Source organism: Streptomyces sp. NPDC028305 (assembly GCF_055569495.1).
In genome coordinates this window covers 875,825-900,282 of sequence record NZ_JBVHTN010000005.1, presented here as the reverse complement: position 1 = coordinate 900,282, position 24,458 = coordinate 875,825, and the positions used below count along the sequence as shown (strand labels likewise).

Genomic DNA, 24,458 nt, shown 5'->3' with positions numbered 1-24,458 from the left:
TTTTGATCTTGAGTAACGGGTACTGGCCGGTAGTCGCAGACGTGGTTGTTGCGTCGCGGTCATGATCTATCCGCCGGGCGCAGAGGCACCGCTTAGGCGCTCTCGGACTCCCGGCCGGGGGGATGCCGCCGTGGGAAGCGCGCCCCTCGCCGGGCTCACGACCGCCCCGCATCCCAAGGCGCGGGGCGGCCGTTCCTTAAGGCTGTCTGTACGGCGAGCACAAGGAGCCCCTGTACGCCCCGCCGCCGCTGCTGCGCATGGTCGACGCGGGCCGGCTGGGCCGCAAGACGGGATCGGGCTGTCTACGAGTACGCCTGACCCGCGCTCTCGTCCGCCAGGATGCGTTCCAGGGATCGCCGGCCCATCCGGCTCATGGCCGGGTTGCTTTCGACGTAGTACCAGACCAACCCCATCGCCTGGATGAAGGCCCAGGCCTTGCCTCGCTCCCATTCAAGGTCGTCGCAACCCAGCTGGTCGCGGAGCGCCTGCCGCGGCCCGGCCTCGAGCAAATGCCACGCGCTCACGAGATCCAGAGAAGGGCACGCCGCGCCGAAGCCGCCAACGTCGAGAATCCCCGCAAGCCGGCCGGCGGACACGAGCAGGTTGCCAGGAATCAGATCGCCATGGGCCATGACGTCCTCAGCCGCACCTCGGGGCAGATCACGCAGAGTTGCCCAGATACGGCGAAGCCGGGGAACATCCAGGAGTTGCTCACTGTGCGTGAAACAGGTCTCCATCCACGCGTCATGGGATTGCAGCTCGCCCCCACGACCCGTGCCGGCGAATGTGCGGCCACGCGAGTCGAGCGCGCGTAGGTCGCCGATGAGATCGGCCAAGTCGCGGGCGAACGGCACCGATTCGGCTGGATCCTCGTCGGCGGCCACGGTCCCGGGCAGCCACGTCTGCACCGACCACGGAAGCGGGTAGCCCGCCCCGGGTTCGCCGAGCGCGACCGGCTCGGGCGTGGGGAAACGCGTGCGACCCACCAGCTCGCGAGCCGCTTCCGCTTCGGACTTCAGCCAGCGCCGTGTCGCGTCGACGTCCGCGGACTCAAGAGGGAATCGAGCCGTGAACTGATCGCCGATGCGGAAAATGGCGTTGACCGTACCCTGCGCGGCGATGCTCTTGACCGGCAGGCTCCGCCACTCGGGGAACTGCTGGTCTACCAACGTGCGCACCGTCTCGGGCGACACCGTCAGCTGGTTGGCATGCATCTTCACGGTGGAAGCATCGGCGCCACGATCTTCGACCGCAACCCGTTTCTTCGTCGCGCAACCTCCGCGGAGGCAGTTGCAGCCGGCCCACTGCCCATGTTGTCCTGTTGTTGTGTGAGACCACAACTGCCCCGGCGCCGGGCTGAGCGGCGCGGTCTGAGCTTATGGCCTGTTGGCACCGTCCTCGCCCTGACCTTCGCCACCGCGATCGCCGTGGCCGCCGCGGCGTTCTTCGCCGGGTGGTGGATCATCGGAGCCCAGGGGCTCGAGTCCGAGCACCGAATCAGCTCCCAGACGCTGTTCGACCTGGTGAAACTGTCGTTGGGAGTGGTCGCCGGAGCCGGTGCCCTGGTCGCCCTGGTCGTGGCCTACCGGCGGCAGCGCGTCGACGAGGACGGCGCCCAGCGTGAGGCCACGCGCCTGCACACCGAGCGTTTCACCACCGCCGTCTCCCAGCTGGGGGCGGAATCGGCCGCCGTGCGCCTCGGCGGTGTTCACGCCCTGGCCGGCCTCGCCGACGATGCCCCCACCCGCCCGTTGCGCCAGACGTGCATCGACGTCCTCTGCGCCTACCTCCGTCTTCCGTACACCGCGGAGGCCGACCTCTCGCAGGACGACGCCGATGCCCGGCATGCGTACTTGGGTCTGCGGGAGGTCCGGCACGCGGTCATCCGTCTCATCTGCGACCATCTCCGCCTTCCGGCCGGGGAGGATCCCCACTCCTGGCAGGGCCATGACCTCGACTTCTCCGCCGTCGCCTTCGACGGCGGAGACTTCTACAACGCGGTGTTCTCCGGCGGCAGGGTCCGCTTCGACGGGGCGGTGTTCGCCCGCGGCACCGTCGCCTTCTACGGCGCCAAGTTCTCAAACGCTTCCGTCAGCTTCTCCGGCGCGGAGTTCTCCGGCGGCAAGGTCGACTTCTCCGGCGCGAAGTTCTCCGGCGGTGTTGTCAGCTTCTCGCACGCGGTGTTCTCGGGCGGCACCGTCGACTTCGGCTACGCCGCGTTCAGCGGCGGCACGGTCGTCTTCGAAGACGCGGAGTTCAGCGGCTCCACGGTCACCTTCGGCGACGCGGAGTTCACCGGCGGGACCGTCGACCTCTCCGGTGCGGCCGGAGTGGCGCCGAGCGACCTGGTCCCGTCGGGCGGGTCTCCTCTGCCCGCCGGGCTGAGTCTGCCTTCGGCGTGGTACCCGGTGAGACCCCAGTGGAGCAAAGGTTAGGCCGGTGTCGAGCGGGTGATGGTGGTCAGGGCCCGGCGGAGAGTGGAGTCGTTCGGTGGGCGCTCGCGCCAGCGGGCGCCGATGTGGCCGTCGGGGCGGATGAGCAGCGCTCCGTGTGGGCCGAGGTCGCAGAGGTCGGCGTGCTGGTCGGGAAGGGGCTCGATGCGCAGCGGCCATGCCGCGGTGAGGTGTCGCTCCCAGTGGGCGGGGTCGGGGGTGAGCAGGGTGAACCACTCGCCGACGGCGTCGAGCATGGAGCGGTCGGGGGTGAGCCAGAGGTGCGGCATGCGATGGCCGGGCTTCGCGGTGGGGACATAGTCCGTGCCCGGGTCCGACGGCTCGGGCGGGGCGGTGTGGTCGGTGAGGACGGCGTCGGAGTGGTAGGTGGTGCCGAGCACGAGCCCGAGTTGCGCGAAGTACCGGTCCGACCAGGGCAGTTCGACCCGGGCCGACGCCGCTTCGCCGGTCCGGAGCTGCTCGCGGCGCCGGTTCTGTACGTCGAGCATGAGCCGGGTGTTGGCCACCGCTTGGCGGAGCGTCCGGTGGGCGACGGGGTGCCGTTCCGTCTCGTAGGTGTCCAGCAGGCCCGGTTCGGCCCACCCGTGGAGAACACCCGCCAGCTTCCAGCACAGGTTGTGCACATCGGCGATGCCGGTGTTCATGCCCAGGCCGCCGACGATGGGCACCGCGTGTGCGGCATCGCCGGTCAGCAGGATCCGGCCGTGGCGGAACCGTTCGGCGACGAACGCGTTCATCACCCAGTGCTGGACCCGCGACACCTCGGCTCGTACGGGGGCGCCGGGGCCGAGGGCGCGCTGGACGAGGCCGGACCAGTCGGCGCGCGCGGCGTCTTCGGGGGTGGGCACGAACCAGGCCCACCCTCGCTCGGGGTAGAGCGGGGCGAACATGCCGTGTGCCGTGAAGTAGATCCCGGCGGGCTGGTGGGCGCACCAGCGGCTGAGGTCGGCGTCGAACAGGACGGTGGTGAAGTCCCCCATCGCCCCGGGGCCGGTGGTGTCGATGCCCAGCCGTTGCCGGGCGGTGGAGTTCGCGCCGTCGGCGGCGAGTACGTAGCGGGCGCGGACGCGGGTCTCCGCACCGTGTCGGTGGTCGACGAGCAGGGCCACGACGCTGTCGGCTTCCTCGGCCAGGTCGATCAGCTCGACCCCGAACCGCACCGGCGCGTCCGCCGCGGCCAGCAGGGTGGGCTCCAGCCGATCCTGCGAGGTGACCACGCCGATCGCGGGGCTCTCGGGTACCGGCGCGTTGACCCCGGCCATCGGCGCGGTGGCGAAGTCGCGGTCGTGCAGGGTGTCGCGGAAGCGGATGCGGCCGTACTCCGGTGCGAACGCGTCGGCCGTGATCGTGTCGGCGAGCCCGAGCCGGCGGTAGATCTCCATCGAGCGCACATTGACCAGCCGGGCCCGGGGAAAGGGCGACAGCCCGCCGTGTTTCTCGACCAGCGACGCCCGCACACCCCAGCGCTCCAGCAGCGCCCGGGCGGTGAGCCCGACCGGCCCACCGCCGACGATCAATACCGCCACCTCGGCGTTCACCGCGGGCATCTTGGCCTCCCGGACCGTGGATCGGTCGGACGGGATGAGAACGCCTCGGGGATCGCGCGGTTACGTCACCGGCGCGCGGAGCACTCCAAGGGGGGAGATGCCCTGGCTACGGGGCCGGTCACGAGTGGGCGGGTTCGGGGCTGCCCCGGTGGGCCGGGCTCGCGGGGCGGGTTGCGGAGGGACGGGGCGGGGTGGCGGCCTGGAGGCGGACGACCGCGTCGAGGCCGCCGTCGGGGGCGGGGCGCAGGGCGGCGTCGCCGCCGCTGGCGTGGGTGAGCCGCTGGACGAGGGAGAGGCCCAGGCCCGTGCCGCCCTTGGGCGCGTCGGGGGCGCGCCAGAAGCGGTCGAAGGCGCGGTGGCGCTGTTCGGCGGTCATGCCGGGGCCCTGGTCGATGACGTGCAGCTCGACCCAGGTGGGGCGCGGTGCGCGGTGGTGGCGGCGGTCGGCGGGGGCGGCGCGGATCTCGAGGACGACGGTGCCGGCCACGGGCGAGGCGCGCAGGGCGTTGGAGAGCAGGTTGTCCACGATCTGCTCGATGGCCCCGGGCACCGCGAACACCTGGCCGGCGAACTCGCCGTGCCGCACCAGCCGGACGCCGTGCTGTTCGAACAGCGGGGCCCAGGCGCGTGTCCGCTCGGCGCACACCCGGTCCAGGCCGACGGGTTCGCGGGTGCCCGCGCTCTCCTCCATACGGGCCATCGCCAGCAGTCCCTCGACCATGCGGGCCAGCCGGTCGGTCTCGGTCATGGCGGCGGTGAGGCTGCCGCGGGCGTGGCCGGCGATGTCGGGCTCCAGGTTGTCCAGGCGCAGCCGGAGCGCGGCGAGGGGGGTCTTGAGCTGGTGGGAGGCCTCTCCGGCGAAGGCTCGCTGGGAGGCCAGGAGGTGTTCCAGGCGGGCCGCGGTCTGGTTGAAGGTGGCGGCGAGGCTGCGTATCTCGGGTGGTCCCTCGGTGGTGGGGACGGGGGTGGCCAGGCTGCCCTCGGCCAGGCGGCGGGCGGCCCGTTCGACCTGGAGGATGGGGCGGCTGATCCAGCGGGCGAGCCCGAAGGCCACCGCGGCGAGGGCGGTGAGGACGGCGAGCCCGGCGAGGGCCAGCAGCAGCCAGATGCGGTGGATGCGCGCGGACACCGCCTCCGTGGGCACGATGATGCGTACGGCGCCCTGGAGTTCGGCGCCGTGGGTGACGGGGGCCGCGACGGACAGGGATCGCACTCCGCCGATGGTGGAGGTGCGTACGTCGGCGGTGGACCGGCCGCCCAGCGCGGCAGCGATCTCGGGGCGCGACGCGAGTTCCCGGGCCTCCTGGGCGGACAGGTCGTGGGAGGTGGCGAGCGGGCGGCCGAGGCCGTCGACGACGAGCACCTTCCCACCGATGCGCTCGGCGCACATGAGCACACGGGGGCGCAGTTCGCGTTCCGCGCGCCCGGCCGAGATGGACAGCGAGGCGTACGCGGACACCGAGTCGGCCTCCTCCTTGGCGGCGGTGACCACGCGCTCGCGCTCGCCCCGGCTGTAGACGAACCCCAGCGGGATCTCCAGGCACAGCAGGACCAGCGCGGCGAGGCTCAGATAGCTGAGCAGCAGTCGGCGCCTCATGGGCGGGCGGGCTCGAACGAGTGGTGGGCGGGGGTGAACCAGGACTCGGTTTCCGGCGCCGGAAACGGCGCCGGTTCCGGCCGGCGCTCCGGGGTGCGTACGGCCAGCCGGAACCCCACCCCGCGCAGCGTCTGGATCCACGCCGGGTCGCCCAGCTTGCGGCGCAGCGCCGCGATATGCACGTCGAGGGTCTTGGTCGGGCCGTGGAAGTGGGGGTCCCACACCTGGTCGAGGATCTGCTGGCGGGAGTAGACCGCGCCGGGGTCCTCGGTGAGCAGGGCGAGCAGTTCGAACTCCTTGGGGGTGAGCGAGAGGAGCGTCTCGCCCACCCACACCTGCCGGGTGCGCCGGTCCACGACCAGGGGCGGGGCGGGCGGCGGGCCGTCCACGGAGGGCCGGGGGAAGTCGGGGAAGGCCGGTGGCTCGGGAGCGGAAGCGGAAGCAGGAACGGAAGCGGAAACGGAAGCGGGGCGGTCGGCCGGCGGCGGTTCGGCCCGCCCCCCGGTGCGGCGGGTCACGGCCCGGATCCGGGCGATCAGCTCCCGGATGGAGAAGGGCTTCGCCAGGTAGTCGTCCGCGCCGAGTTCCAGGCCGAGCACCCGGTCGGCCTCCTCGCCGCGCGCGGTGAGCATGATGATCGGTACGTCGGAGACCTGCCGGATGCCCCGGCAGACGTCGATGCCGTCCATGTCCGGCAGCCCGAGGTCGAGCAGGACGATGTCGTCGTAAGGACCCGCCAGTCCGGCCGCGCCGGTCCTTACGTGATGGACCGTCAGCCCATAGCGCGCCAGCCCTTCGGCAAGCGGTTCGGCGATCGTCTCGTCGTCCTCGATGAGCAGCGCTCGTACGGTCATGGGTCCTGTCTCTTCCGTGAATACGGACAACACGAATCCCCCGGTCGGAGCCGACACGCTACAAGAGGCTCATTGGGCGGGCCCTGATTTTGTGATGTTGCGAGCAAAAACCGGACTTGGACGAGTTCTGGCCCCCCGCTGGCCTTCGCTTAACCTTCCGCTGGCACGTGCCTGCCTACGGTGCATGACACCTGGTCCAGCCAGCTGTCAGGAGGCACCGTGAAAGCCTTGGTCGAACACGCCCGCTCTTTTCGGTACCGCGCCGATTTCGCGAGCGACGAGTACCGGAAACTGGCCGAAGGACAATTCCCCGAAGCGCTGTTCATTACCTGTTCGGACTCCCGGGTGATACCGGCCCACATCACCGGCGCCCGCCCCGGGGAGATTTTCGAGCTGCGCAACGCGGGCAACATAGTTCCGCCGCATGGAATGCATCTGGTCTCCGGTGAGGCCGCCACGATCGAATACGCCCTGGAGGTGCTCGGGGTGCGGGACGTCGTCGTCTGCGGCCATTCCCACTGCGGCGCCATGGGCGCGCTGGAGTCCGGCGCGGATCTGTCGACGCTGCCCGGGGTGAGCGCCTGGCTCGAACTCGCCCGGCCGGGGCTGGTCCCGGAGATCACCGGCGACTGCCAGGACCCGTCTCTGAGGGGCATGGCGCAGCTCAATGTGCGCAACCAGCTGTCCGCGCTGCGCGACTACCCCGCGGCCCGCCGGCGGCTGGAGGAGGGCGGGCTGCGGCTGCACGGCTGGTTCTACCAGGTCGACACCGGCGAGCTCTGGGAGCTCGACGAGGACGGCCGCTTCCGGGAGCATCCGTGCTGACCGGGCACAGCACCCCCCGGCGCGCCCGGGGCCGCCATGCGGCGGGCCCGCCGATCACGTACGGGAACGGCGCCCCGGTGTACGGGAACGCCGCGCCCGGCTACGGGGGCGCCGACGCGCCGTACGGGAGCGCCGACCTGGCGTACGGGGGCGCCGAGGCGTCGTACGGGGCCGCCGCCACCCCTCCGTACGGGACCGCCGCGCCGCCCTACGGAGCCGCTCCGCCGGCCGCGCCGACCGCGCCGCCGCCACAGCCCGCCGCGCCGCCGCCAAGGCCGGCCGGGCGCGGCGCCCGGGGCGGGGGCGGGGGCGGCAAGCCCCGCTCAGGCGCCGGGCGCTCAGGCGGCATCGACCTGGGGACCGAGATCACCGCCTCGTTCGTGGTCTTCCTCGTCGCCCTCCCCCTGTGCATCGGCGTCGCCGTCGCCTCCGGCACCCCGGCCGAGCTGGGCATCATCTCCGGCGTCGTCGGGGGGCTCGTGGTGGGGGCGGCCCGGGGCAGCGCACTCCAGGTCAGCGGGCCAGCGGCGGGGCTGACCGCGCTGGTCCTGGAGACGGTGACGGAACACGGCCTGGCCATGCTCGGGGTGATCGTGCTGGCCTCCGGGGTGCTCCAGATCGTGCTGGGGCTGATCCGCCTCGGCCGGCTGTTCCAGGCCATCTCGGTCGCCGTGGTCCAGGGCATGCTCGCCGGGATCGGCCTGCCGCTGATGTTCAGCCAGTCGTATCCGCTGTCCGACGCCCGCGCCCCGGGCACCCCCCTGGAGAACATCGCGGGGTTCCCCGGGCTGGTCGCCGACACCCTGCGGGACCCGCAGACGACGATCGCGGCCGGGCTGGGCATCGCCACGGTCGTCCTCAGCTTCCTGTGGAAGAAGGTGCCGGGGCCGGTCGGCAAGATGCCCGCCGCGCTGGTGGCGGTGGGCATCGGCATCGCGGTCGCCGCGCTGCCCGGCGTCGAGGTGAAGACGCTGGAGGTGGGCAATCTGTTCGCCTCCGTCCAGGTGCCGGGGCCCGCGGAGTTCGCGGGGCTGGCCGATGTGGCGGTCCTGGGCGCGGTGCTCACCTTCACCGTCATCGCCTCGGCGGAGAGCCTGTTCACCGCCGCCGCGGTCGACCGCATGCACGACGGCGCGCGCACCCGCTACAACTCCGAACTGATCGCGCAGGGCGTCGGGAACACGGTGTGCGGGTTCCTCGGCGCGCTTCCGGTGACCGCGGTCGTGGCCCGCAGCTCGGCGAACGTCCAGGCGGGCGCCAAGACCCGGGTCTCCCGTACGCTGCACGGCCTGTGGCTGCTGGGCTTCGCGCTGCTCCTGCCGAATGTGCTCGCCCTGATCCCGATCTCGGTCCTCGCGGGCGTCCTGGTGCACAGCGGCTGGAAGCTGCTCGCGCCGCAGGAGTTCCCCAAGATGTGGCGCCAGGACCGCGGCGAGTTCGTCGTCATGACCCTCACCACGGTCGCCATCGTGGCCACCGCGCTGCTCGAGGGCGTGCTGATCGGGCTGGCGGCCGGGGTGGTGCTGGCCGCGCTGCGCATGTCGCGCACGCAGGTCAGGGAGCACACCGACGGCGACACGGCCCATCTCACCATGGCCGGCAACGCCACCTTTCTGCGCCTCCCCCAGGTGATCGAGGCGCTGGAGGCCATCGCCGCGTCCGGCAAGCCGCGGATCCGCCTGGATCTGACCGCGGTGACCCATCTGGATCACGCCTGCCGCAGCCAGATCGAGGAGTTCGCCGCCCAGCAGCGCGCGTCGGGCTCGGTGCGGGTGGAGCTGCTGATGCCCGGGGCCGAGGCGCCGCCGGGCTCGGACCCCGGCGCGGGTCCGGCTCCGGCTCCGGCTCCGGGCCCGACGGCGGAGTGGTTCTACCTGGACACGCGCCCGATCGAGGAGATCCCGGCGGCCGACGTAGCCTTCGCCCGGAGCGTCCCGTACTGACGCAGCGTGACCACCCCGGGCCCCCGGCCGACCCGCCCGCACAGTTCGGTCACACGGTTTTCACACGGGGTGTGCGGCGGTGACCCGTGCTTGTCCTGCGCACACTCTCCCGCGACACCGTCCAAGGCGGTTGACTCGGGTTGTGAGAAGTGCACAGAAGCGCATTTTGGAAGGGGAACAGCCCGTGACCACCGAGCCCGAGCACGCCGCGTTAGCCGTGGAGCTCGCGGAAATCCGCCGCAGGGTCGATGTCAGCCTGGCCCGTGTCGACGGACAACTCGCCCTGCTCGACCACCGCGGGGAACAGTCCGAGGAGGATGTGGAGCAACTGGCCGCGCGCGTACGCCATCTGGAGCACGGGCGCTGGCCGTTGCGGTCCATCGCCGCGCTGACCGGCGTATGCGCGCTGGCTCTGGCGCTGTGGCAGGCCGCCGGCCGCTGACGCCCGGCCGAGGGGGGACGCGGTCGGCAGGCCGCCGGCGGGGGCGACGCCGGCGGTCGGCCGAAGCGCATGCGTCGGCCGAAGCGGAGGCCTCAGCCGAAGCGGATGTGGTGGAGCAGCAGCAGCGCGGCCGCCATGTTCGCGGCGGGCACCTCGCCCCGCGCCACCATGTCCGGGACGGCCTTGAGCGGCACCCAGGCGCGGTGGTCGGATTCGAAGTCGTCCTCCGGGGGCCCGACGTACGCGGCCTCCTCGGCCCAGTAGATGTGGTGCCGCGCGTCGGTGAGCCCGTTGGACGGCTCGACGGAGAGCAGATGGCGCAGCGGGCCGGGGCGCCAGCCGGTCTCCTCCTCCATCTCGCGGGCCGCGGCGTCCTCGATGTCCTCGCCGTCCTCGACGACTCCGGCGGCCAGCTCCCAGCCCCAGGCGTCGGTGATGAAGCGGTGCCGCCACAGCAGGAGCACCTCGTTGGCCGCGTTGACCACGGTGGCCACGGCCACGGGGCGCAGCCGGATCAGATAGTGGTCCAGGTGGCGGCCGTCGGGCAGTCTGACATCGGCGAGGTTCACCGAGAACCACCGGTTCTCGTACACGGTCCGCTCCCGCAGGTTCTTCCATCGCACTGTCAGCCACCTTCCGCCGCACAGTTGGCAAGGCTGTCGACGAGGGCGCGGACCGGACTCAGAGGGGCACGCGCAGCGCCCCGTCGATGAGTTCGGCGGCTTCGGCAGTCGCCGCGCTCCCGCTCTCGGCGAGGTGTTCCCGCACCGCCCGGAGCCGGTCGCGTAAGCGCCGGGACTCCATGCCGCGGGCCCGCTCGGTCATTTCCACCGCCGTGGCCCCCGCCCGGTCGGCGTCGCCCTGTCTCAGCGCGATATGGGTGAGCATCGCGAGCCGGTGCACCCGGCCCCGGTCGTGTGCGGGGGTGCCGACCGCGGCGGCGGCGTTCTCCCGCGCGCCGCCGAGGTCGCCGAGGCTCAGCAGCGCCTCCGCGACCTGGACATTGACCAGTCCGGGCTGGACGTAGCCGGTCTCGTCGGGCTCCTGACCCGGGCGGATCCGGTCGGCGGCGGTCTCGGCGCTCCGGATGCAGGACAGCGCCCCGGCCCCGTCGCCCAGCCGCGCGTACGCCTTGGCCTGCATCGCGTACAGGTCGGCGGCGAGCGCCGGGGTGATGTCCGAGCCGGACGCGCGCAGCGCGGACTCGGCGAAGGCGACCGCCTGCCGGTACTCCTTCATGAACAGGGACTGGTTGACCAGCAGCGCGATGACATAGGCGCCGAGCCCGCGGTCCCCGCTCGCCTTGGCCAGCCGCAGCGCCTGGTGGAAGTAGCGCTGGGCCAGGCCGTGGGCGTCCGAGTCGTAGGCGCAGATGCCGGCGATGGCGACCAGGCCGCCGGTCGCCCGGTGCAGCTGGCGGCCGGTGGCGTCGGGGTAGCCGCCGCGCAGCAGCGGCGCGGCCTCGGCGTTGAGGAAGCCCACGACGCGGGCTCTGGTGGCCACTCCGCCGGCCTTGCGGTACAGCTGCTCGTAGTGGGCGCGGGCGGCGCGCAGCATGTCGATGTCGGACATGCTGACGCGGGTGAGGCCGCTGCGGGAGACGTCCGAGTCCTCCGGCGGGTTCTCCCACTCCCACACCGGGATGACGGCGGGGGTGCCGGTGACCGCGGGGGCGGTGACGACATGGGGCCGCTGCTGCTCGTCGGAGCGCCACAGGGCGGTGGCCCGCTCGACGAAGCCGGTCAGCGGGGTGGCGGGGGCACGCGGGGAGCCGGGGGTGCCGAAGCCGATGTCGTCGAGGGTGAGCGCGCGGTGCAGCCGCCCGCCGAGCACCTCGCAGATCAGGTCGGGCACTTGGCCGCGCGGGCGCTGGCCCTTCAGCCAGCGGGCGACCGCGGTGTGTTCGTACCGCAGCCTCATGCCGCGGGCCCGGCCGGCCTCGTTGATGTGCGCGGCGAGCCCGGCGTGGGAGATCCCGGCCTCGTCGAGCAGGGAGTCGAGCAGTGTGTTGGGCTCCATGGCCCCCTCCTGATGCGCGTGCCCAGCCGCATGCCCCCGGTGTGGCCAGCGTAGTGGAGGTCCGTTCGCACGGGGTGTGAAGTGACCCGGGCTCAGCCGGCCTTGGTCTCGTTGCGCAGCGCCAGCAGGGCGACGTCGTCGGCGAGCCTGCCGCCGGTGTGGCGCAGCACCGCCGACCGCACGCCCTCGATGACCGCCGCCGGGTCGATGGGGCCGGTGCCCGCGGCCCTGGCCAGGGCGGGGCCGAGGTCGAAGAAGGTCCCGTGTGCGTCGCGCGCGTCCTCGGCCCCGTCGGTGTGCAGGACCAGCGCGTCGCCGGGCTGGAGCGGGGCGCAGCGGGCGGCGGGGAGGTCGCCGGGCAGCGGGAAGGGGCCGAGCGGGGGCAGCACCTCGGCGGGGTCGAGCCGGCGGACCCGCGCCGCGCCGGTCGCGCTCTCGGACAGCAGATACGGCCAGGGGTGGCCGCAGTTGAGCGCGGTCAGCTCGCCGTCGGGCGCCACCTCGAGCAGCAGCACGGTGACGAACTCCTCGGCGACCGGGGTCCCGGGTTCCTCGCCCACGTGGGGCTCGCCCAGGGCGCGCTCCCGCAGATGGCGCTGGAGGGCGCGGTCCAGGCGGCGCAGTACGTCGGCGAGTTCGGGCTCGTCGTGGGCGGCCTCGCGGAAGCTGCCGAGGACGGCGGCGACGGTTCTGATGGCGCCGAGGCCGTGGCCGCGCGCGTCCCCGATGATCACGCGGACGCCGTGCGCGGTGGCCAGCACCTCGTACAGATCGCCGCCGACCACGGCGCCGCGGCTGGCCGACAGATAGCCGCTCGCCACCTCGATGCCCTCCAGGCGGGCCGGGAGCGGCCGCAGCACCGCGTCCTGCGCGGCGGCCGCCACCGCTCGCATCTGCTCCAGCTCGCGGACCAGCCGCAGCCTGCGGCCGTTGGTGAGATAGCTGGCGGCGACCACGGCGAGGATGGCGCAGCAGCTGACCAGGCTCGCGTGGGGCTCCTCCGAGTCGCCGTCGGGCTCCAGGGCGGTCGGCGGGGCGAGGGCGAACAGCAGGCTCGCGCCGCCGAGCAGCAGGATGCATCTGCGGCGGCCGCTGCTCGCGCAGGCGATGGCGGGCGCGGCGGCGAGGAGCGGGACGACCTCGGTGTCATGCGGAGTGAGCAGCTCCCAGCAGATGACGCCGAGCACCCACAGACAGGGCACCACCTGGGTGAAGGCCCGCAGAACCCGGCCTCCCCGTACGAACGCGCCGCCGACTTCCCATGTCCCGATCATGTCGCCCCCCAACGCCGGCCAATGAGGCGGTCGGCCGGACCCCGGATGGTCGGTTCTGCGCGGGCCAGTGCGACCGTGACGATTCTCGCGACAGCCCCTGTCGAAATGAGTAGCCGGACTCCGATTCTCACCTGATCGGGTGAGTTGTCTATCGCTGTGTTGTCGAACATCGCGCTGGGGAGGGGGATGACGGTGCGTCAACGCGTTGGGGGCGCACCCCGCGTACGGGATGCGCCCCCACCAGATCGGGCCGTTACGACATCAGGCGCCGCGCAGGGCCGCGCCGGTGCGCTCGACCGCCGCCGCGACCGCCGCGTCACGGGCCGCCGAGGCCTCCTCGGCGGTCAGCGTGCGGTCGGGGGCGCGGAAGCGCAGGGCGTAGGCCAGGGACTTCCTGCCCTCCCCCAGCTGTTCGCCGGTGAACACGTCGAACAGCCGCAGCGACTCGAGGAGTTCACCCGCCCCGGCCCGCAGCGCCGCCTCCACGTCGGCCGCGGCGACCGACGCGTCGACGACGAGCGCCACGTCCTGGGTGGCCACCGGGAAGGAGGACACATGCGGGGCCTGGACGGGGCCCAGGGCCGCCCGCTCCAGGCGGTCGAGATCGATCTCCATCGCGCAGGTGCGCTCGGCCACGCCGAGGGCCTTGGTGACCCGGGGGTGCAGCTCGCCCGCGTTCCCGACGAGGATCTCCTGGCCGTCGACGACCGCGAGCAGCGCGGCGCACCGGCCGGGGTGCCAGGGGTCCTGCTGGTCCTGGCGGACGGTCAGCTCCACACCCGCCGCCCGCGCCACGATCCGGCCCGCCTCGACCGCGTCGGCCCAGCTCACCGGGGTGCCCTTGCCCCACCAGCCGGCCTGCTCACGGGCGCCGGACAGCACGACCGCGGCACGCCGCGGCTGGCTGGGCAGCGCGGCGTTCAGCTCGGCGATCTCCTCGTCCGACGGACGGTGGTCGACGGGCAGGACCGCCGCCGGCGGCTCGTCGCCGGTGGCGCGGAACACCAGACCCGTCTCGAACAGCGCGAGGTCGTGCGCCCCGCGGCCGTCGTTGCGCCGCAGCGCGGCCAACAGCCCCGGCAGCAGGGTGGTGCGCAGCGCCGGCTCGGCGTCGGAGAGCGGGTTGACCAGGCGGACCGTGTCCCGCCGCGGGTCGTCCGCGGCCAGACCCAGCTGGTCGAGCACCTCGTCGCCGATGAACGGGTAGTTCAGGGCCTCGACATAGCCGGCGCCGGCCAGCGCCCGGCCGACCCTGCGGTGCAGCCGCTGGCGCTCGGTGAGCCCGCGGCCGGCGGGCGGCCGGGGCAGCGTCGAGGGGAGGTTCTCGTACCCCTCCAGCCGGATGACCTCCTCGGCGAGGTCGTTGGGGTCCCGCAGGTCGGGCCGCCAGCTGGGGACGGTCACGGTGAGGGTGTCGGCGCCGTAGACGTCGCAGCCGACCTGCTGGAGCCGGCGCACCACGGTCTCGCGGCCGTAGGTGACGCCCGCGACCCGGTCCGGGTGGTCGGCGGGCACGGTGATCGTACGGGGCGCGCTGGGCGCGATGATCTCGGTGACGCCCGCCTCGGCGGTGCCGCCCGCCAGCAGCACCAGCAGATCGACGGTGCGCTGCGCGGCCGCCGAGGCGGCCTCGGGGTCGACGCCGCGCTCGAAGCGCCGGGAGGCCTCCGAGGACAGCTTGTGGCGGCGCGCGGTGCGGGCGATGGAGACCGCGTCGAAGTGCGCGGCCTCGATGACCACCTCGGTGGTGCCGCGGACGGCGCCGGTCTCGGGGTCGGGCACGGCGTCGGCGATCTCGGTGTTGGCGCCGCCCATGACCCCGGCGAGCCCGATCGGGCCGTTGTCGTCGGTGATCACCAGGTCCTCGGCGTCCAGGACGCGCTTGGTGCCGTCGAGGGTGGTGAACTTCTCGCCCGGCTCGGCGCGGCGCACCCCGATCGTCCCGCTGACGCGCGACCGGTCGTACGCGTGCAGCGGCTGCCCCAGCTCCAGCATCACGTAGTTGGTGATGTCGACGGCGAGCGAGACCGGCCGCATCCCGGCCTTCTGGAGCCTGCGCTGGAGCCAGATCGGGGAGTGCGCCTCGGGGTCGAGCCCGGTGACGGTCCGCGCGGTGAAGCGGTCGCAGCCGATCCGGTCGGCGACCTGGACCGGGTAGCCGTGCGCGTTGGGCGCGGGCACGTCCAGCAGGGCCGGGTCGCGCAGCGGCAGCCCGTACGCGGTCGCGACCTCGCGGGCGATGCCGCGCAGCGACAGGCAGTAGCCGCGGTCCGGGGTGACGGCGATGTCCAGGACCTCGTCGACCAGCTCCAGCAGCTCGATCGCGTCGGAGCCGGCCTCGTGCTCCGGGGGCAGCACGATGATGCCCTTGTGGTCGTCGGACATGTCGAGCTCGGCGGCCGAGCAGATCATGCCCTCGGACACCCTGCCGTACGTCTTGCGCGCCGAGATCGCGAAGCCGCCGGGCAGCACCGCGCCGGGCAGCGAGACGACGACCTTGTCGCCGACCGCGAAGTTGGTCGCGCCGCAGATGACGTTCTGCGGCTCGCCCGTCCCGTTCGCCTGGCCGACGTCGACCTGGCAGTAGCGGATGGGCTTCTTGAAGCCCTCCAGCGTCTCGATCGCCAGCACCCGGCCGACGACCAGGGGGCCCTTGAGCCCGGCGCCGAGCTGCTCGACGGTCTCGACCTCGAGCCCGGCCGAGACGAGTTTGGCCTGCACGTCGCGGCCGGTCTCACCGGCCGGCAGGTCGACGTACTCCCGCAGCCAAGAAAGCGGGACCCGCATCAGATCTCCATCCCGAAGGGCCGGGTGAAGCGCACATCACCCTCGACCATGTCTCGCATGTCTTCCACGTTGTGCCGGAACATCAGCATCCGCTCGATGCCGAAGCCGAAGGCGAACCCGCTGTACTTCTCCGGGTCGATGCCACAGGCGATCAGCACCCGCGGGTTGACCATGCCGCAGCCGCCCAGCTCGATCCAGCCCTCGCTGGAGCAGGTGCGGCAGGGCCGGTCGGGGTTGCCGACCGAGGCGCCCCGGCACACGTAGCACTGCATGTCCATCTCGGCGGACGGCTCGGTGAACGGGAAGAAGTTCGGCCGCAGCCGGGTGGACATGCCCTCCCCGAACAGCGCCGAGACCATGTGGTCCAGGGTGCCCTTGAGGTCGGCCATGGTCAGGCCCTCGTCGACGGCCAGCAGCTCGACCTGGTTGAAGACGGGGGTGTGGGTGGCGTCCAGCTCGTCGGTGCGGAACGTCCGGCCGGGGCAGATCACATAGATCGGCGGCTTCCGGTCGAGCATCGACCGGATCTGCACGGGCGAGGTGTGGGTGCGCAGCACCACCCCGGACGCGGCGCCCGGCTGCCCCTTCGCGCCCTGCACGAAGAAGGTGTCCTGCATCTCACGGGCCGGGTGGTCCGGCGGGAAGTTGAGCGCGTCGAAGTTGAACCACTCCGCCTCGACCTCGGGCCCCTCGGCGACCTCGTAGCCCATGGCCACGAAGACGTCCTCGATGCGCTCCGAGAGCGTGGTGATGGGGTGGCGGGCGCCGGCCGGGATCCGGTCGTACGGCAGCGTGACGTCCACCGCCTCCTCGACCAGCACCCGGGCGTCCCGCTCCGCCTCCAGCTCCGCCTGGCGGGCCGCCAGCGCCTTGTTCACCGCCCCGCGCGCCTGGCCGACGCGCTTGCCCGCGTCCGCCTTCGCGTGCGGCGGCAGCGCGCCGATCTCGCGGTTGGCCAGCGCCAGCGGCGAGCGGTCGCCGGTGTGCGCGACCTTCACCTCGCGCAGCGCCTCGAGGTCGCCCGCGGCGGCGACGGCGGCGAGCGCCTCGTCCCGCATCCGCTCGACCTCTTCTGGTTTCAATGCCTCGACCTCGACAGGGTCGTACGACTTATTCGGTGCCGACATCTCTTCCCGTGCTTCCGATTGGCTGGCTGCGCGACCCGCCTCGACCACTGGTGCGCCAAAGGTGCCAAAAGCCGAGTCTAAGGGGCGTGGGACCGCGCTGTTCCGGGGGACGCCCCGGGCCCCGGGTGAGGTGTGGGCCCGTGGGCTCCTCAGGCCAGGTAGGCCGGGGTACCCACAGGCAGGGTAAATCGGAACTCCGCGCCCCCGCCGTGGGCCCGGCCGACGGTGATCGTCCCGCCGTGTGCCTCGACGATGCCCTTGACGATGTACAGGCCCAGGCCGGTGCCGCCGCGCTTGCTGCCGCGCCAGAAGCGGGTGAAGACGCGGCTCATCGACTCCTCCGGGATACCGGGGCCCTCGTCGCTCACGGTGACGGCGGTCCTTTCGACTGCGGGGCCTTCCGCGGCGGGCTTCGCCTGCTCGGGGGCCACCTCAATGGTGACGGTTCCCTCGCCGTGGCGCACCGCGTTTTCCAGCAGGTTCCCCAGCACCTGGTCGACCTTGTCCGGGTCGGCCCACAGGCCCGGCAGCGGCTCCCTGACCTTGATCAGAAAGCGCTCGGAGGAGTGCCCCGCGGCGGTCAGCGCCTGGACATGGCGCCGGACCGCGGCCGCGATGTCGACGGGCTGGCGGCGCAGCTCGAGACGGCCGGAGTCGATCCGCGATATGTCGAGCAGCTCCGCGATCAGGCGGGTGACGCGGTTGGCGTCGGCGTCGACGGTCTCCAGCATCAGCCGCTTCTGGTCGTCGGTGAAGCGCTCCCATTTCGCCAGCAGCGTCGCCGTGAACCCCTTCACCGAGGTCAGCGGGGAGCGCAGCTCATGGGCGACGGTGGCGATCAGCTCGGCGTGGCTGCGCTCGGTGCGCCGGCGCGCCTCGGTGCCGCGCAGCGAGACCACGACGCGGCGCACCGGTCCCGTCGGCCGCTCGCGCACATACCGGGCGGAGACCAGCACCTCACGGCCGCCGGGCAGCAGCAGATTCCGCTCGGGCTGGCCGACGCGGGTGGCCAGCCCCCCGTACGGGTCGGTCAGCGCCCACCAGCGACGGCCTTCCAGGTCCTCTAACGGGAGCGCGCGCTCCAGCTTGCGCCCGAGGGCGTCGGCCTGGCGGGTCGCGGTGATCCGGGCCGCAGCGGCGTTGAAGCAGGTGACCCGGCCGGTCTCATCGGCGATGACCAGGCCGTCGGGCAGGTCGTCCGGGTGCACGCCGAGGCCCGCCGTCACCTCGTCCGGCTCCCACCGCGCATACCCTCCGGGTAGGCGCGCTCCGGGCGCACAGGCGTCACTCGACCTGGCGCCGGAGGTCCTGACGTCCATCCCCGCACCCCCTCCGCTCGCGGCCGGACGCCCCCTTTGACGACAGACCCTGGGCCCCCAGAGGGGGCAACCCTACTAGGTCGATGTGACGGAGCGGCACCCTCCGGGAGCGCGCTGCGCACGAGCGGAGGCATAGAGGCACACAGCGGCGGCCGTGGCGAGGTTGAGGCTCTCGGCTCTGCCGTGGATCGGAACGCGCACCACCTCGTCGGCGAGTGCGCGGGTAGCCTCCGGCAGCCCCCACGCCTCGTTGCCGAAGATCCAGGCCGTGGGAGCGCCGAGAACCCCCTCGTCGAGCTCGGTGTCCAGGTCCCGCTCCCCCGCCCCGTCGGCGGCCACCACCCGCGCCCCGGCCTCCCGCAGGCCGCTCACGGCCCGCTCGACGGGCACACCGACGGCGACGGGCAGATGGAACAGGGAGCCCACGGAGGCGCGCACCGACTTGGGGTTGTACAGGTCGACGGAGGCGTCGGTGAGCACCACGGCGTCCGCCCCGGCGGCGTCCGCGCAGCGCAGCACGGTGCCGGCGTTGCCGGGGTCGCGGACGTGCGCGAGGACCGCGACCAGCCGGGGGCGGGCGCGCAGTATCTCCTCGAACGGCGTGTCCAGGAAGCGGCACAGCCCGACGATGCCCTGCGGGGTGACGGTGTCCGACATCTCGGCGACGACCTCGTCGGTCGCGGTGAGCACGGGGGCGCCCGCGGCGCGGGCGGCGGCGACGATGTCCGCGTGGCGGGCGGCCGCCTCCGGGGTCACGTACACCTCCACGAGGTGCGCCATCGCCTCACGGACGGCCTGCGGGCCCTCCACGAGGAAGCGGCGCTCCTTCCCGCGGAAGCTGCGCTTGGCGAGCCGTCTCGCCGCGGTCACGCGCGGCGATCGAAGGGAGGTCAGCTCGGGGGTCGCCATGGGGTGTGCTCTCGATTCGAAGTTGTGGGCAATCGTCCCGCCGGGGGCGCCCCCAGCTACCGCTGGGAGGTACCCCCGCCCAGCGGTAGCCGGGGGAGGGACGGGTGGTCACAACCCGACCACCGGGCCGCACCCTTGCTACGCGCCCCAGCCACCAACACGCACGGACCCGCAGGTGAGCGATTCACCTGCGGGTCCGTAGCAGTTACAGCTCAGCGCAGCGCTTACGCGGCCTTCGGCGCGTTGACGTCGCTCGGCAGCGCCTTCTGCGCGGCCTCGACCAGCGCGGCGAAGGCGTTCGCGTCGTTGACCGCCAGGTCAGCCAGGATCTTGCGGTCCACCTCGATGTTGGCGGCCTTCAGACCCTGGATGAAGCGGTTGTACGTGATGCCGTTGGCGCGGGCAGCGGCGTTGATGCGCTGGATCCACAGCTGACGGAAGTCGCCCTTGCGCTTCTTGCGGTCGTTGTAGTTGTAGACCAGGGAGTGGGTGACCTGCTCCTTGGCCTTGCGGTACAGGCGGGAGCGCTGGCCCCGGTAGCCGCTGGCCTGCTCGAGGATCGCCCGGCGCTTCTTGTGGGCGTTGACTGCCCGCTTGACGCGTGCCACTTGTTTAACTCCTTGTACGGGGCCGCGGCTGACTCACACGGCCCGGAAACGAATAGGTCCCGGTCGGCTCGACGCGCGCCCCGCCCGAGCGGGGCGGGGCGTCACTTGCCGAGAAGCTTCTTGATCTTCTTGGCGTCGGCCGGGGCCATCTCGGTCTTGCCGGCCAGGCGGCGCGTCAACGTGGACGGCTTGTGCTCGAGAAGGTGGCGGCGACCGGCGCGCTGGCGCATCACCTTGCCGGAGCCGGTGAGCTTGAAGCGCTTGCTGGCACCACTGTGCGTCTTGTTCTTCGGCATGTCGCCGTTCTCTCCTCGTCGGGACGCCGGCCGCACAAGGGCAGCGATAAGCGTCGGGATGTTTCGGTTTGTGTCCGGGGCGCGCGGCCCCGGGGTGAGGCTCGCGCCTCGAATCACGCCTCGGCGGGCTCCTCGGCGGGCTCCTCCGCGGGGCTGTGGCCCTGCTGACGCTCCGCCTTGCGGGCGGCCTGCGCCTCGCGGGCTTCGGCCATCGCCTCGGTCTTCTTCTTGTGCGGACCGAGAACCATGATCATGTTTCGGCCGTCCTGCTTCGGGTTGGACTCGACGAAGCCCAGGTCCTGGACGTCCTCCGCCAGCCGCTGAAGCAGTCGGTAGCCGAGTTCCGGCCGGGACTGCTCACGGCCACGGAACATGATCGTGATCTTGACCTTGTCGCCCTGCTTGAGGAACCGGACGACGTGACCCTTCTTGGTGTCATAGTCGTGCGGGTCGATCTTCGGCCGGAGCTTCATCTCCTTGATGACCGTGTGCGCCTGGTTCTTGCGCGCCTCACGGGCCTTCATAGCCGACTCGTACTTGAACTTTCCGTAGTCCATGAGCTTGCAGACCGGCGGACGAGCGTTCGCCGCCACCTCGACGAGGTCGAGGTCGTACTCCTGCGCAAGCTCCAGGGCTTTGGCAAGCGGCACGATGCCGACCTGCTCGCCACTGGGACCGACGAGTCGCACCTCGGGGACGCGAATCCGGTCGTTGATGCGGGGCTCGGCGCTGATGGGGCCTCCTCGGTTGCACCACGCGACCGCCTGGCGGACGACCGCGTAACGTCTGTTCTGGTCGGACCACCGCGCCGTGACGTGAGAAACGCCCCGGACGGTACACAGGCGGGGCTCCTCATAGACCGGGAGCACCGCCGCGATATCACCGCGGGGCGCAGCCTGACCGATGACCTGCCGACCCGGGGGTCGGTTCAGGTGGGAGTTCGGAGCCTCCACTTGCGGGCCGGGCACACGGGTGACCGGCCGGTCGTTTCCCACGATACCAGGACTGGCCGAGAATGCTCACCGGGCGGCCCCGCGCCCCGCGGCGGGGGCCCGGACCGCGCGCGCCTAGGCTGGGTCGCACCATCCACCAGGAAGTGAGCCTCCAGCACCATGAGCGACGCCAACGCCGGGCAGCCCGCACCCGCCCCCGACTTCGAACAGATGACCCGCGACATCGCGGATGTGCCCGCGGTCGAGGTGATCACCACGGTCGCGGTGCACCTGATGAGCGCGGCGGCGGTCAATCTGGGTCTGGCCGAGGAGGGCCCCCAGCACAAGGACCTGGACGAGGCGCGGAAGCTGATCAACGCCCTGGCCGGGCTGGTCACGGCCAGCGCCACGGAGATCAGCTCCTTCCACGCCGCGCCGCTGCGCGACGGGCTGAAGTCACTCCAGCTCGCCTTCCGCGAGGCGTCGGTGGTGCCGGACGAGCCGGGTCAGGGGCCGGGCGAGAAGTTCACCGGGCCGGTCTTCGGGCGCTGAGTGGCCGGGCACTGAGTGGCCGGGCGCTGAGCGGCCCGGTGCCGAGCGGCTGACGCCCGGCGGGCGGCCGGGGCGGCACGGTCGTACGGGGCCCCCGGGGCGGTGCGCTCAGGCGGCCTCCGGCCCCTTGGTCTCCGGTCCGCCGGCCTCGGGCCCGGCCGCCGCGGGGCCCCTGCCGCCGGGCCGCCTGCCCCAGAGCGTGTGCGGATGCGGCCCCACCGCCTCTTCCTCTTCCTCCGCGGCGACCGGGTGCCCGGGGTGGGTGACCATGTGCAGCCCCGCCGCCAGCACTCCGCCGACCAACGGCGCGACCAGGAACAGCCACAGCTGTGACAGCGCCCCGCCGCCCGCGAACAGCGCCGGGCCCAGGCTGCGCGCCGGGTTCACGGAGGTCCAGGTCAGCGGGATGCCGACCAGGTTGACCGCCGTGAGGGCCACGCCCACCGCAAGGGGCCCCACGCCGACCAGCGCGATCCTGCTGGTCACCGTGAGGAAGACGAAGACCAGCAGGAAGGTGAGCAGGACCTCGGCGAGAAAGGCCCCGCCGCCGCCGATGCCCACGGGCGACCGGCCCCCGTAGCCATTGCTGCCGAACGCGTCGCTCGTCACCAGCCTCGGCACCTGCTTGGCCAGCAGGAAGAGCACGGCCGCGCCCACGATCCCGCCGACCAGCTGCGCCACCCAGTACTCGACGGCCGTACGGACGTCGATGCGCTTGGCCAGCAGCACGCCCAGGGTGATCGCCGGGTTGACGTGGCAGCCGGAGATCCGGCCGAACGCGTAGGCGATCGCGATCAGGGTGAAGCCGAAGGCGAACGAGATGCCGACGGCGTTGATGTAGTCGCCCGCGAGAACGAGGGAACCGACCCCGAAGAAGACCAGCATCGCGGTTCCGACGAACTCGGATACGACCGTTCTCGTCTCTATCGTTCTCGTCTCCGCCGTGCTCGTATCCATCGGCGCTCTCCTCGATCGGATCGCCAGTTGTCGTCCTAGCATTGTGGGACGAAAGAGGAGATTCCGCCTGTCGGCCCCGCAGTTCAGCGGCTGAACAGCGGCTCCCCGGGGACCTGCGTCCCGGGCGGCAGCAGCGCCAGGTCAAGACCGCGCACCAGCCGGGCGCGCAGCGTCTCGTCGGCGGCCAGGGCTTCGGCGATCCGCCGCACCGTCTCCGGCGCGGGAGCGCCCGGCTCCAGGGCGAGCGCGAGCATCCCGTCCGCGTCCGCGGCGGACGTCAGATGGGCGCGGAGCACACCGGGCTCGGCGGCCAGCACGGTACGCAGCGCCGCCCCGACCGCCGGGTCGGCGAGCGGATCGGCGCTGGTGCGGCCCTCGGCGAGGGCGAGCAGGGCGGGCCCGGTCAGCTGGTACGGCACCGGCCCGGCCAGGTCGAGCACCACGGTGTCCGCCTTCTCGTGGGCCGCGGCCTCCAGCGCCTGGCGCAGCGGTACGGCCACCGGCCGGGCGTCCGCGCGCCAGCGGGCCAGCGTCTCCAGGGAGGTGAAGGCGGGCAGGGCGCGCCGGCCGTCGGGCGCCTGGAGCGTGGGCACCGCCATGTCGCTGGTCTTCTCCCGGCGCAGACCGCCCGCCCGTCGCCCGCCACCACCCTCAACGGACGCTTCGCGCCCCTTGTATTCCACCTCCTCGACCTCGCCGAGGATCGCGACCACCGGCACCAGCAACCGCGCCCCGGTGAGCGCGCCGAGCACCTCGGGCTCGGTGGAGGGGTCGTCGGCCCAGGCGGCGAGCGCCGCGGTCAGGCGGGGGTCGGCGGAGCCGTCGTCGCCGGAGAAGCCAGGGTCGGGAATGTTCTTGAGCGCCACCCGACGAGGGTATCGGGGGCGGCCGGAGCGATTTCTCACGGGTTCTTAACCTGCCTCTTAACCAGGAAGCAGTTCCTCCGCTTAGCGTCGCCCGTCATGGAATCCGGTACTCCGGGGGGAATAGGCAAGGGCGGCGCGCACCGTGGCACACACCGCCCGGCCACCCGCCGCCCCGCTCTGTACGCGACCGCCGCGGCACTGGCACTGTTGATCGGTGCGGTCGCCGTCGGCGCCCAGGTCCGCGCTCACGACCGGCCGCGCAGCGCCGCCGCGCGCTCCTCGGCCGCCGCCTCGCCGTCGGCCACCGCGAGCGGTGGCCAGGCCAATGGAGGGAGCGGCATGGAGCGCGTGGGCAGGGAGAAGAGCGGGGCGACGGCGTCGGCGACGCCGTCCGCCACCGCGTTGACCACGGCGCTGACCGACGCGCTGGACGCCGTGGCGGACGGCACCGACGCCCGGTTCTCGGCCGCCGTCCTGGACACCGGCTCGGCCGCGAGCGCGGTGTACGGCGGGGACGCGTACGACACCGCGAGCATCGTCAAGGTGGACATCCTCGCCGCGCTGCTGCTGCGGGCCCAGGACGCCGGGCGGCAGCTCACGGCCCAGGAGCGCTCGTACGCCGGCGTGATGATCCAGCAGAGCGACAACGACGCGGCGACCGCGCTGTGGCAGGAGATCGGCGGCGCGACGGGCCTGGACGCCGCCAACAAGCGGCTGGGCCTGACGGAGACCCATGGCGGCCAGGCGGGGCGGTGGGGGCTCACCCGGACCACCGCCGCCGATCAGCTGAGGCTGCTGCGGGAGATCTTCGCGACCGGAGATGCCGGCCTCGGCCACAAGGCGGCGCTCAGCGAACGGTCCCGCGACTACATCCAGCAGCTCATGGGGCAGATAGCGGCGGACCAGGCCTGGGGCGTCTCGGCCGCCGCCGACGACACGACCGGCACCCGGCTCAAGAACGGCTGGCTGCCGCGCAGCGCCACCGGCCTGTGGGACGTCAACAGCATCGGCCGGGTCACGGCGGGGGGCCGCACGTATCTGGTGGCCGTGCTCTCCGACGGACACCAGGACATGGACACCGGCGTCACGGTCGTGGAGACCGCGGCGCGCGCCGCGGTGCACGCCGCCGCCACGGCGTGAACCTCCTTGTC

At 72.7% G+C, this 24,458-nt stretch carries 22 protein-coding genes and 1 pseudogene; 7 read left to right on the top strand and 16 right to left on the bottom strand.

Annotated features, from left to right (window positions below):
- Positions 1-206: 206 nt before the first annotated feature.
- A pseudogene (locus ACZ4WQ_RS24810) lies at positions 207-299 on the top strand (3-hydroxybutyryl-CoA dehydrogenase); the annotation flags it as partial.
- 3 nt (positions 300-302) lie between these two features.
- On the opposite strand, the gene ACZ4WQ_RS24805 reads toward ACZ4WQ_RS24810, so the two are convergent.
- A complete protein-coding gene (locus tag ACZ4WQ_RS24805; RefSeq protein ID WP_468022406.1) occupies positions 303-1,220 on the bottom strand; it encodes an aminoglycoside phosphotransferase family protein in 918 nt (305 codons plus the stop codon).
- Positions 1,221-1,328: 108 nt separating this feature from the next.
- Between ACZ4WQ_RS24805 and ACZ4WQ_RS24800 the strand changes: the two genes are divergently transcribed.
- Entirely contained in the window at positions 1,329-2,435 is a 1,107-nt protein-coding gene (locus ACZ4WQ_RS24800; protein WP_468022405.1) for a pentapeptide repeat-containing protein, read from the top strand.
- On the opposite strand, the gene ACZ4WQ_RS24795 is transcribed toward ACZ4WQ_RS24800, so the two are convergent.
- The 3 genes from ACZ4WQ_RS24795 to ACZ4WQ_RS24785 all read right to left on the bottom strand — a co-directional run bounded on the left by ACZ4WQ_RS24795 (position 2,432) and on the right by ACZ4WQ_RS24785 (position 6,451).
- The gene (locus tag ACZ4WQ_RS24795) at positions 2,432-4,000 is read right to left on the bottom strand and encodes an FAD-dependent monooxygenase (RefSeq protein WP_468022404.1); all 1,569 of its coding nucleotides are present in this window, start codon (positions 3,998-4,000) and stop codon (positions 2,432-2,434) included. The genes ACZ4WQ_RS24800 and ACZ4WQ_RS24795 overlap by 4 nt on opposite strands.
- A 118-nt stretch (positions 4,001-4,118) precedes the next feature.
- Positions 4,119-5,597 (bottom strand): sensor histidine kinase, encoded by a 1,479-nt coding sequence (locus ACZ4WQ_RS24790; protein WP_311725695.1) that lies wholly within the window; start codon positions 5,595-5,597, stop codon positions 4,119-4,121.
- The gene (locus tag ACZ4WQ_RS24785) at positions 5,594-6,451 is read right to left on the bottom strand and encodes a response regulator transcription factor (protein ID WP_311725694.1); all 858 of its coding nucleotides are present in this window, start codon (positions 6,449-6,451) and stop codon (positions 5,594-5,596) included. The genes ACZ4WQ_RS24790 and ACZ4WQ_RS24785 overlap by 4 nt, the downstream gene beginning before the upstream one ends.
- A gap of 219 nt (positions 6,452-6,670) precedes the next feature.
- Here ACZ4WQ_RS24785 and ACZ4WQ_RS24780 point away from each other — a divergent pair, with 219 nt between their 5' ends.
- The 3 genes from ACZ4WQ_RS24780 to ACZ4WQ_RS24770 all read left to right on the top strand — a co-directional run bounded on the left by ACZ4WQ_RS24780 (position 6,671) and on the right by ACZ4WQ_RS24770 (position 9,661).
- Positions 6,671-7,276, top strand: a complete 606-nt coding sequence (locus ACZ4WQ_RS24780) for a carbonic anhydrase (protein WP_468022403.1) — start codon at positions 6,671-6,673, stop codon at positions 7,274-7,276.
- Positions 7,270-9,219 carry a SulP family inorganic anion transporter gene (locus ACZ4WQ_RS24775; RefSeq protein WP_468022402.1) on the top strand — a complete coding sequence of 650 codons (1,950 nt, stop codon included), beginning with the start codon at positions 7,270-7,272 and terminating at the stop codon, positions 9,217-9,219. The genes ACZ4WQ_RS24780 and ACZ4WQ_RS24775 overlap by 7 nt, the downstream gene beginning before the upstream one ends.
- A 184-nt stretch (positions 9,220-9,403) precedes the next feature.
- Positions 9,404-9,661: a hypothetical protein gene (locus ACZ4WQ_RS24770; protein WP_311725691.1), complete on the top strand. Its 258-nt coding sequence runs from the start codon at positions 9,404-9,406 to the stop codon at positions 9,659-9,661.
- 92 nt (positions 9,662-9,753) lie between these two features.
- Here ACZ4WQ_RS24770 and ACZ4WQ_RS24765 read toward each other — a convergent pair whose 3' ends face one another.
- The 10 genes from ACZ4WQ_RS24765 to infC form a co-directional block, all read right to left on the bottom strand.
- On the bottom strand, positions 9,754-10,284 hold the full coding sequence (locus tag ACZ4WQ_RS24765) for an NUDIX hydrolase (protein ID WP_311725690.1): 531 nt from the start codon (positions 10,282-10,284) through the stop codon (positions 9,754-9,756).
- Between the two features lie 58 nt (positions 10,285-10,342).
- Positions 10,343-11,680, bottom strand: coding sequence for a transcriptional regulator (locus ACZ4WQ_RS24760; RefSeq protein ID WP_311725689.1), 1,338 nt, complete (start codon positions 11,678-11,680; stop codon positions 10,343-10,345).
- A gap of 92 nt (positions 11,681-11,772) precedes the next feature.
- Complete coding sequence (locus tag ACZ4WQ_RS24755; protein ID WP_468022401.1) at positions 11,773-12,954, bottom strand: PP2C family protein-serine/threonine phosphatase; 1,182 nt, start codon at positions 12,952-12,954, stop codon at positions 11,773-11,775.
- Positions 12,955-13,215: 261 nt separating this feature from the next.
- On the bottom strand, positions 13,216-15,741 hold the full coding sequence (gene pheT, locus ACZ4WQ_RS24750) for a phenylalanine--tRNA ligase subunit beta (RefSeq protein WP_468022400.1): 2,526 nt from the start codon (positions 15,739-15,741) through the stop codon (positions 13,216-13,218).
- Positions 15,741-16,868, bottom strand: coding sequence for a phenylalanine--tRNA ligase subunit alpha (pheS, locus tag ACZ4WQ_RS24745; RefSeq protein WP_311725686.1), 1,128 nt, complete (start codon positions 16,866-16,868; stop codon positions 15,741-15,743). Before pheS ends, pheT begins: the two co-directional genes overlap by 1 nt.
- Before the next feature lie 149 nt (positions 16,869-17,017).
- Positions 17,018-18,187, bottom strand: coding sequence for a sensor histidine kinase (locus tag ACZ4WQ_RS24740; protein ID WP_358847392.1), 1,170 nt, complete (start codon positions 18,185-18,187; stop codon positions 17,018-17,020).
- Positions 18,188-18,262: 75 nt separating this feature from the next.
- Positions 18,263-19,096 (bottom strand): TrmH family RNA methyltransferase, encoded by an 834-nt coding sequence (locus ACZ4WQ_RS24735; protein ID WP_361191932.1) that lies wholly within the window; start codon positions 19,094-19,096, stop codon positions 18,263-18,265.
- A 224-nt stretch (positions 19,097-19,320) separates the two neighbouring features.
- Entirely contained in the window at positions 19,321-19,704 is a 384-nt protein-coding gene (rplT, locus tag ACZ4WQ_RS24730) for a 50S ribosomal protein L20 (protein WP_014175141.1), read from the bottom strand.
- Positions 19,705-19,805: 101 nt separating this feature from the next.
- Positions 19,806-20,000, bottom strand: a complete 195-nt coding sequence (rpmI, locus tag ACZ4WQ_RS24725) for a 50S ribosomal protein L35 (protein WP_014175142.1) — start codon at positions 19,998-20,000, stop codon at positions 19,806-19,808.
- A gap of 113 nt (positions 20,001-20,113) precedes the next feature.
- Complete coding sequence (gene infC / locus ACZ4WQ_RS24720) at positions 20,114-20,734, bottom strand: translation initiation factor IF-3 (protein ID WP_311725901.1); 621 nt, start codon at positions 20,732-20,734, stop codon at positions 20,114-20,116.
- 378 nt (positions 20,735-21,112) lie between these two features.
- Between infC and ACZ4WQ_RS24715 the strand changes: the two genes are divergently transcribed.
- Positions 21,113-21,484, top strand: a complete 372-nt coding sequence (locus tag ACZ4WQ_RS24715; RefSeq protein ID WP_311725683.1) for a DUF1844 domain-containing protein — start codon at positions 21,113-21,115, stop codon at positions 21,482-21,484.
- Between the two features lie 108 nt (positions 21,485-21,592).
- On the opposite strand, the gene ACZ4WQ_RS24710 is transcribed toward ACZ4WQ_RS24715, so the two are convergent.
- Positions 21,593-22,441, bottom strand: a complete 849-nt coding sequence (locus ACZ4WQ_RS24710) for an aquaporin (protein ID WP_311725682.1) — start codon at positions 22,439-22,441, stop codon at positions 21,593-21,595.
- An 83-nt stretch (positions 22,442-22,524) separates the two neighbouring features.
- The gene (locus ACZ4WQ_RS24705; protein ID WP_398373987.1) at positions 22,525-23,307 is read right to left on the bottom strand and encodes an SseB family protein; all 783 of its coding nucleotides are present in this window, start codon (positions 23,305-23,307) and stop codon (positions 22,525-22,527) included.
- 96 nt (positions 23,308-23,403) lie between these two features.
- Here ACZ4WQ_RS24705 and ACZ4WQ_RS24700 point away from each other — a divergent pair, with 96 nt between their 5' ends.
- Entirely contained in the window at positions 23,404-24,447 is a 1,044-nt protein-coding gene (locus tag ACZ4WQ_RS24700) for a serine hydrolase (RefSeq protein ID WP_398893937.1), read from the top strand.
- The last annotated feature ends 11 nt before the right edge of the window (positions 24,448-24,458 follow it).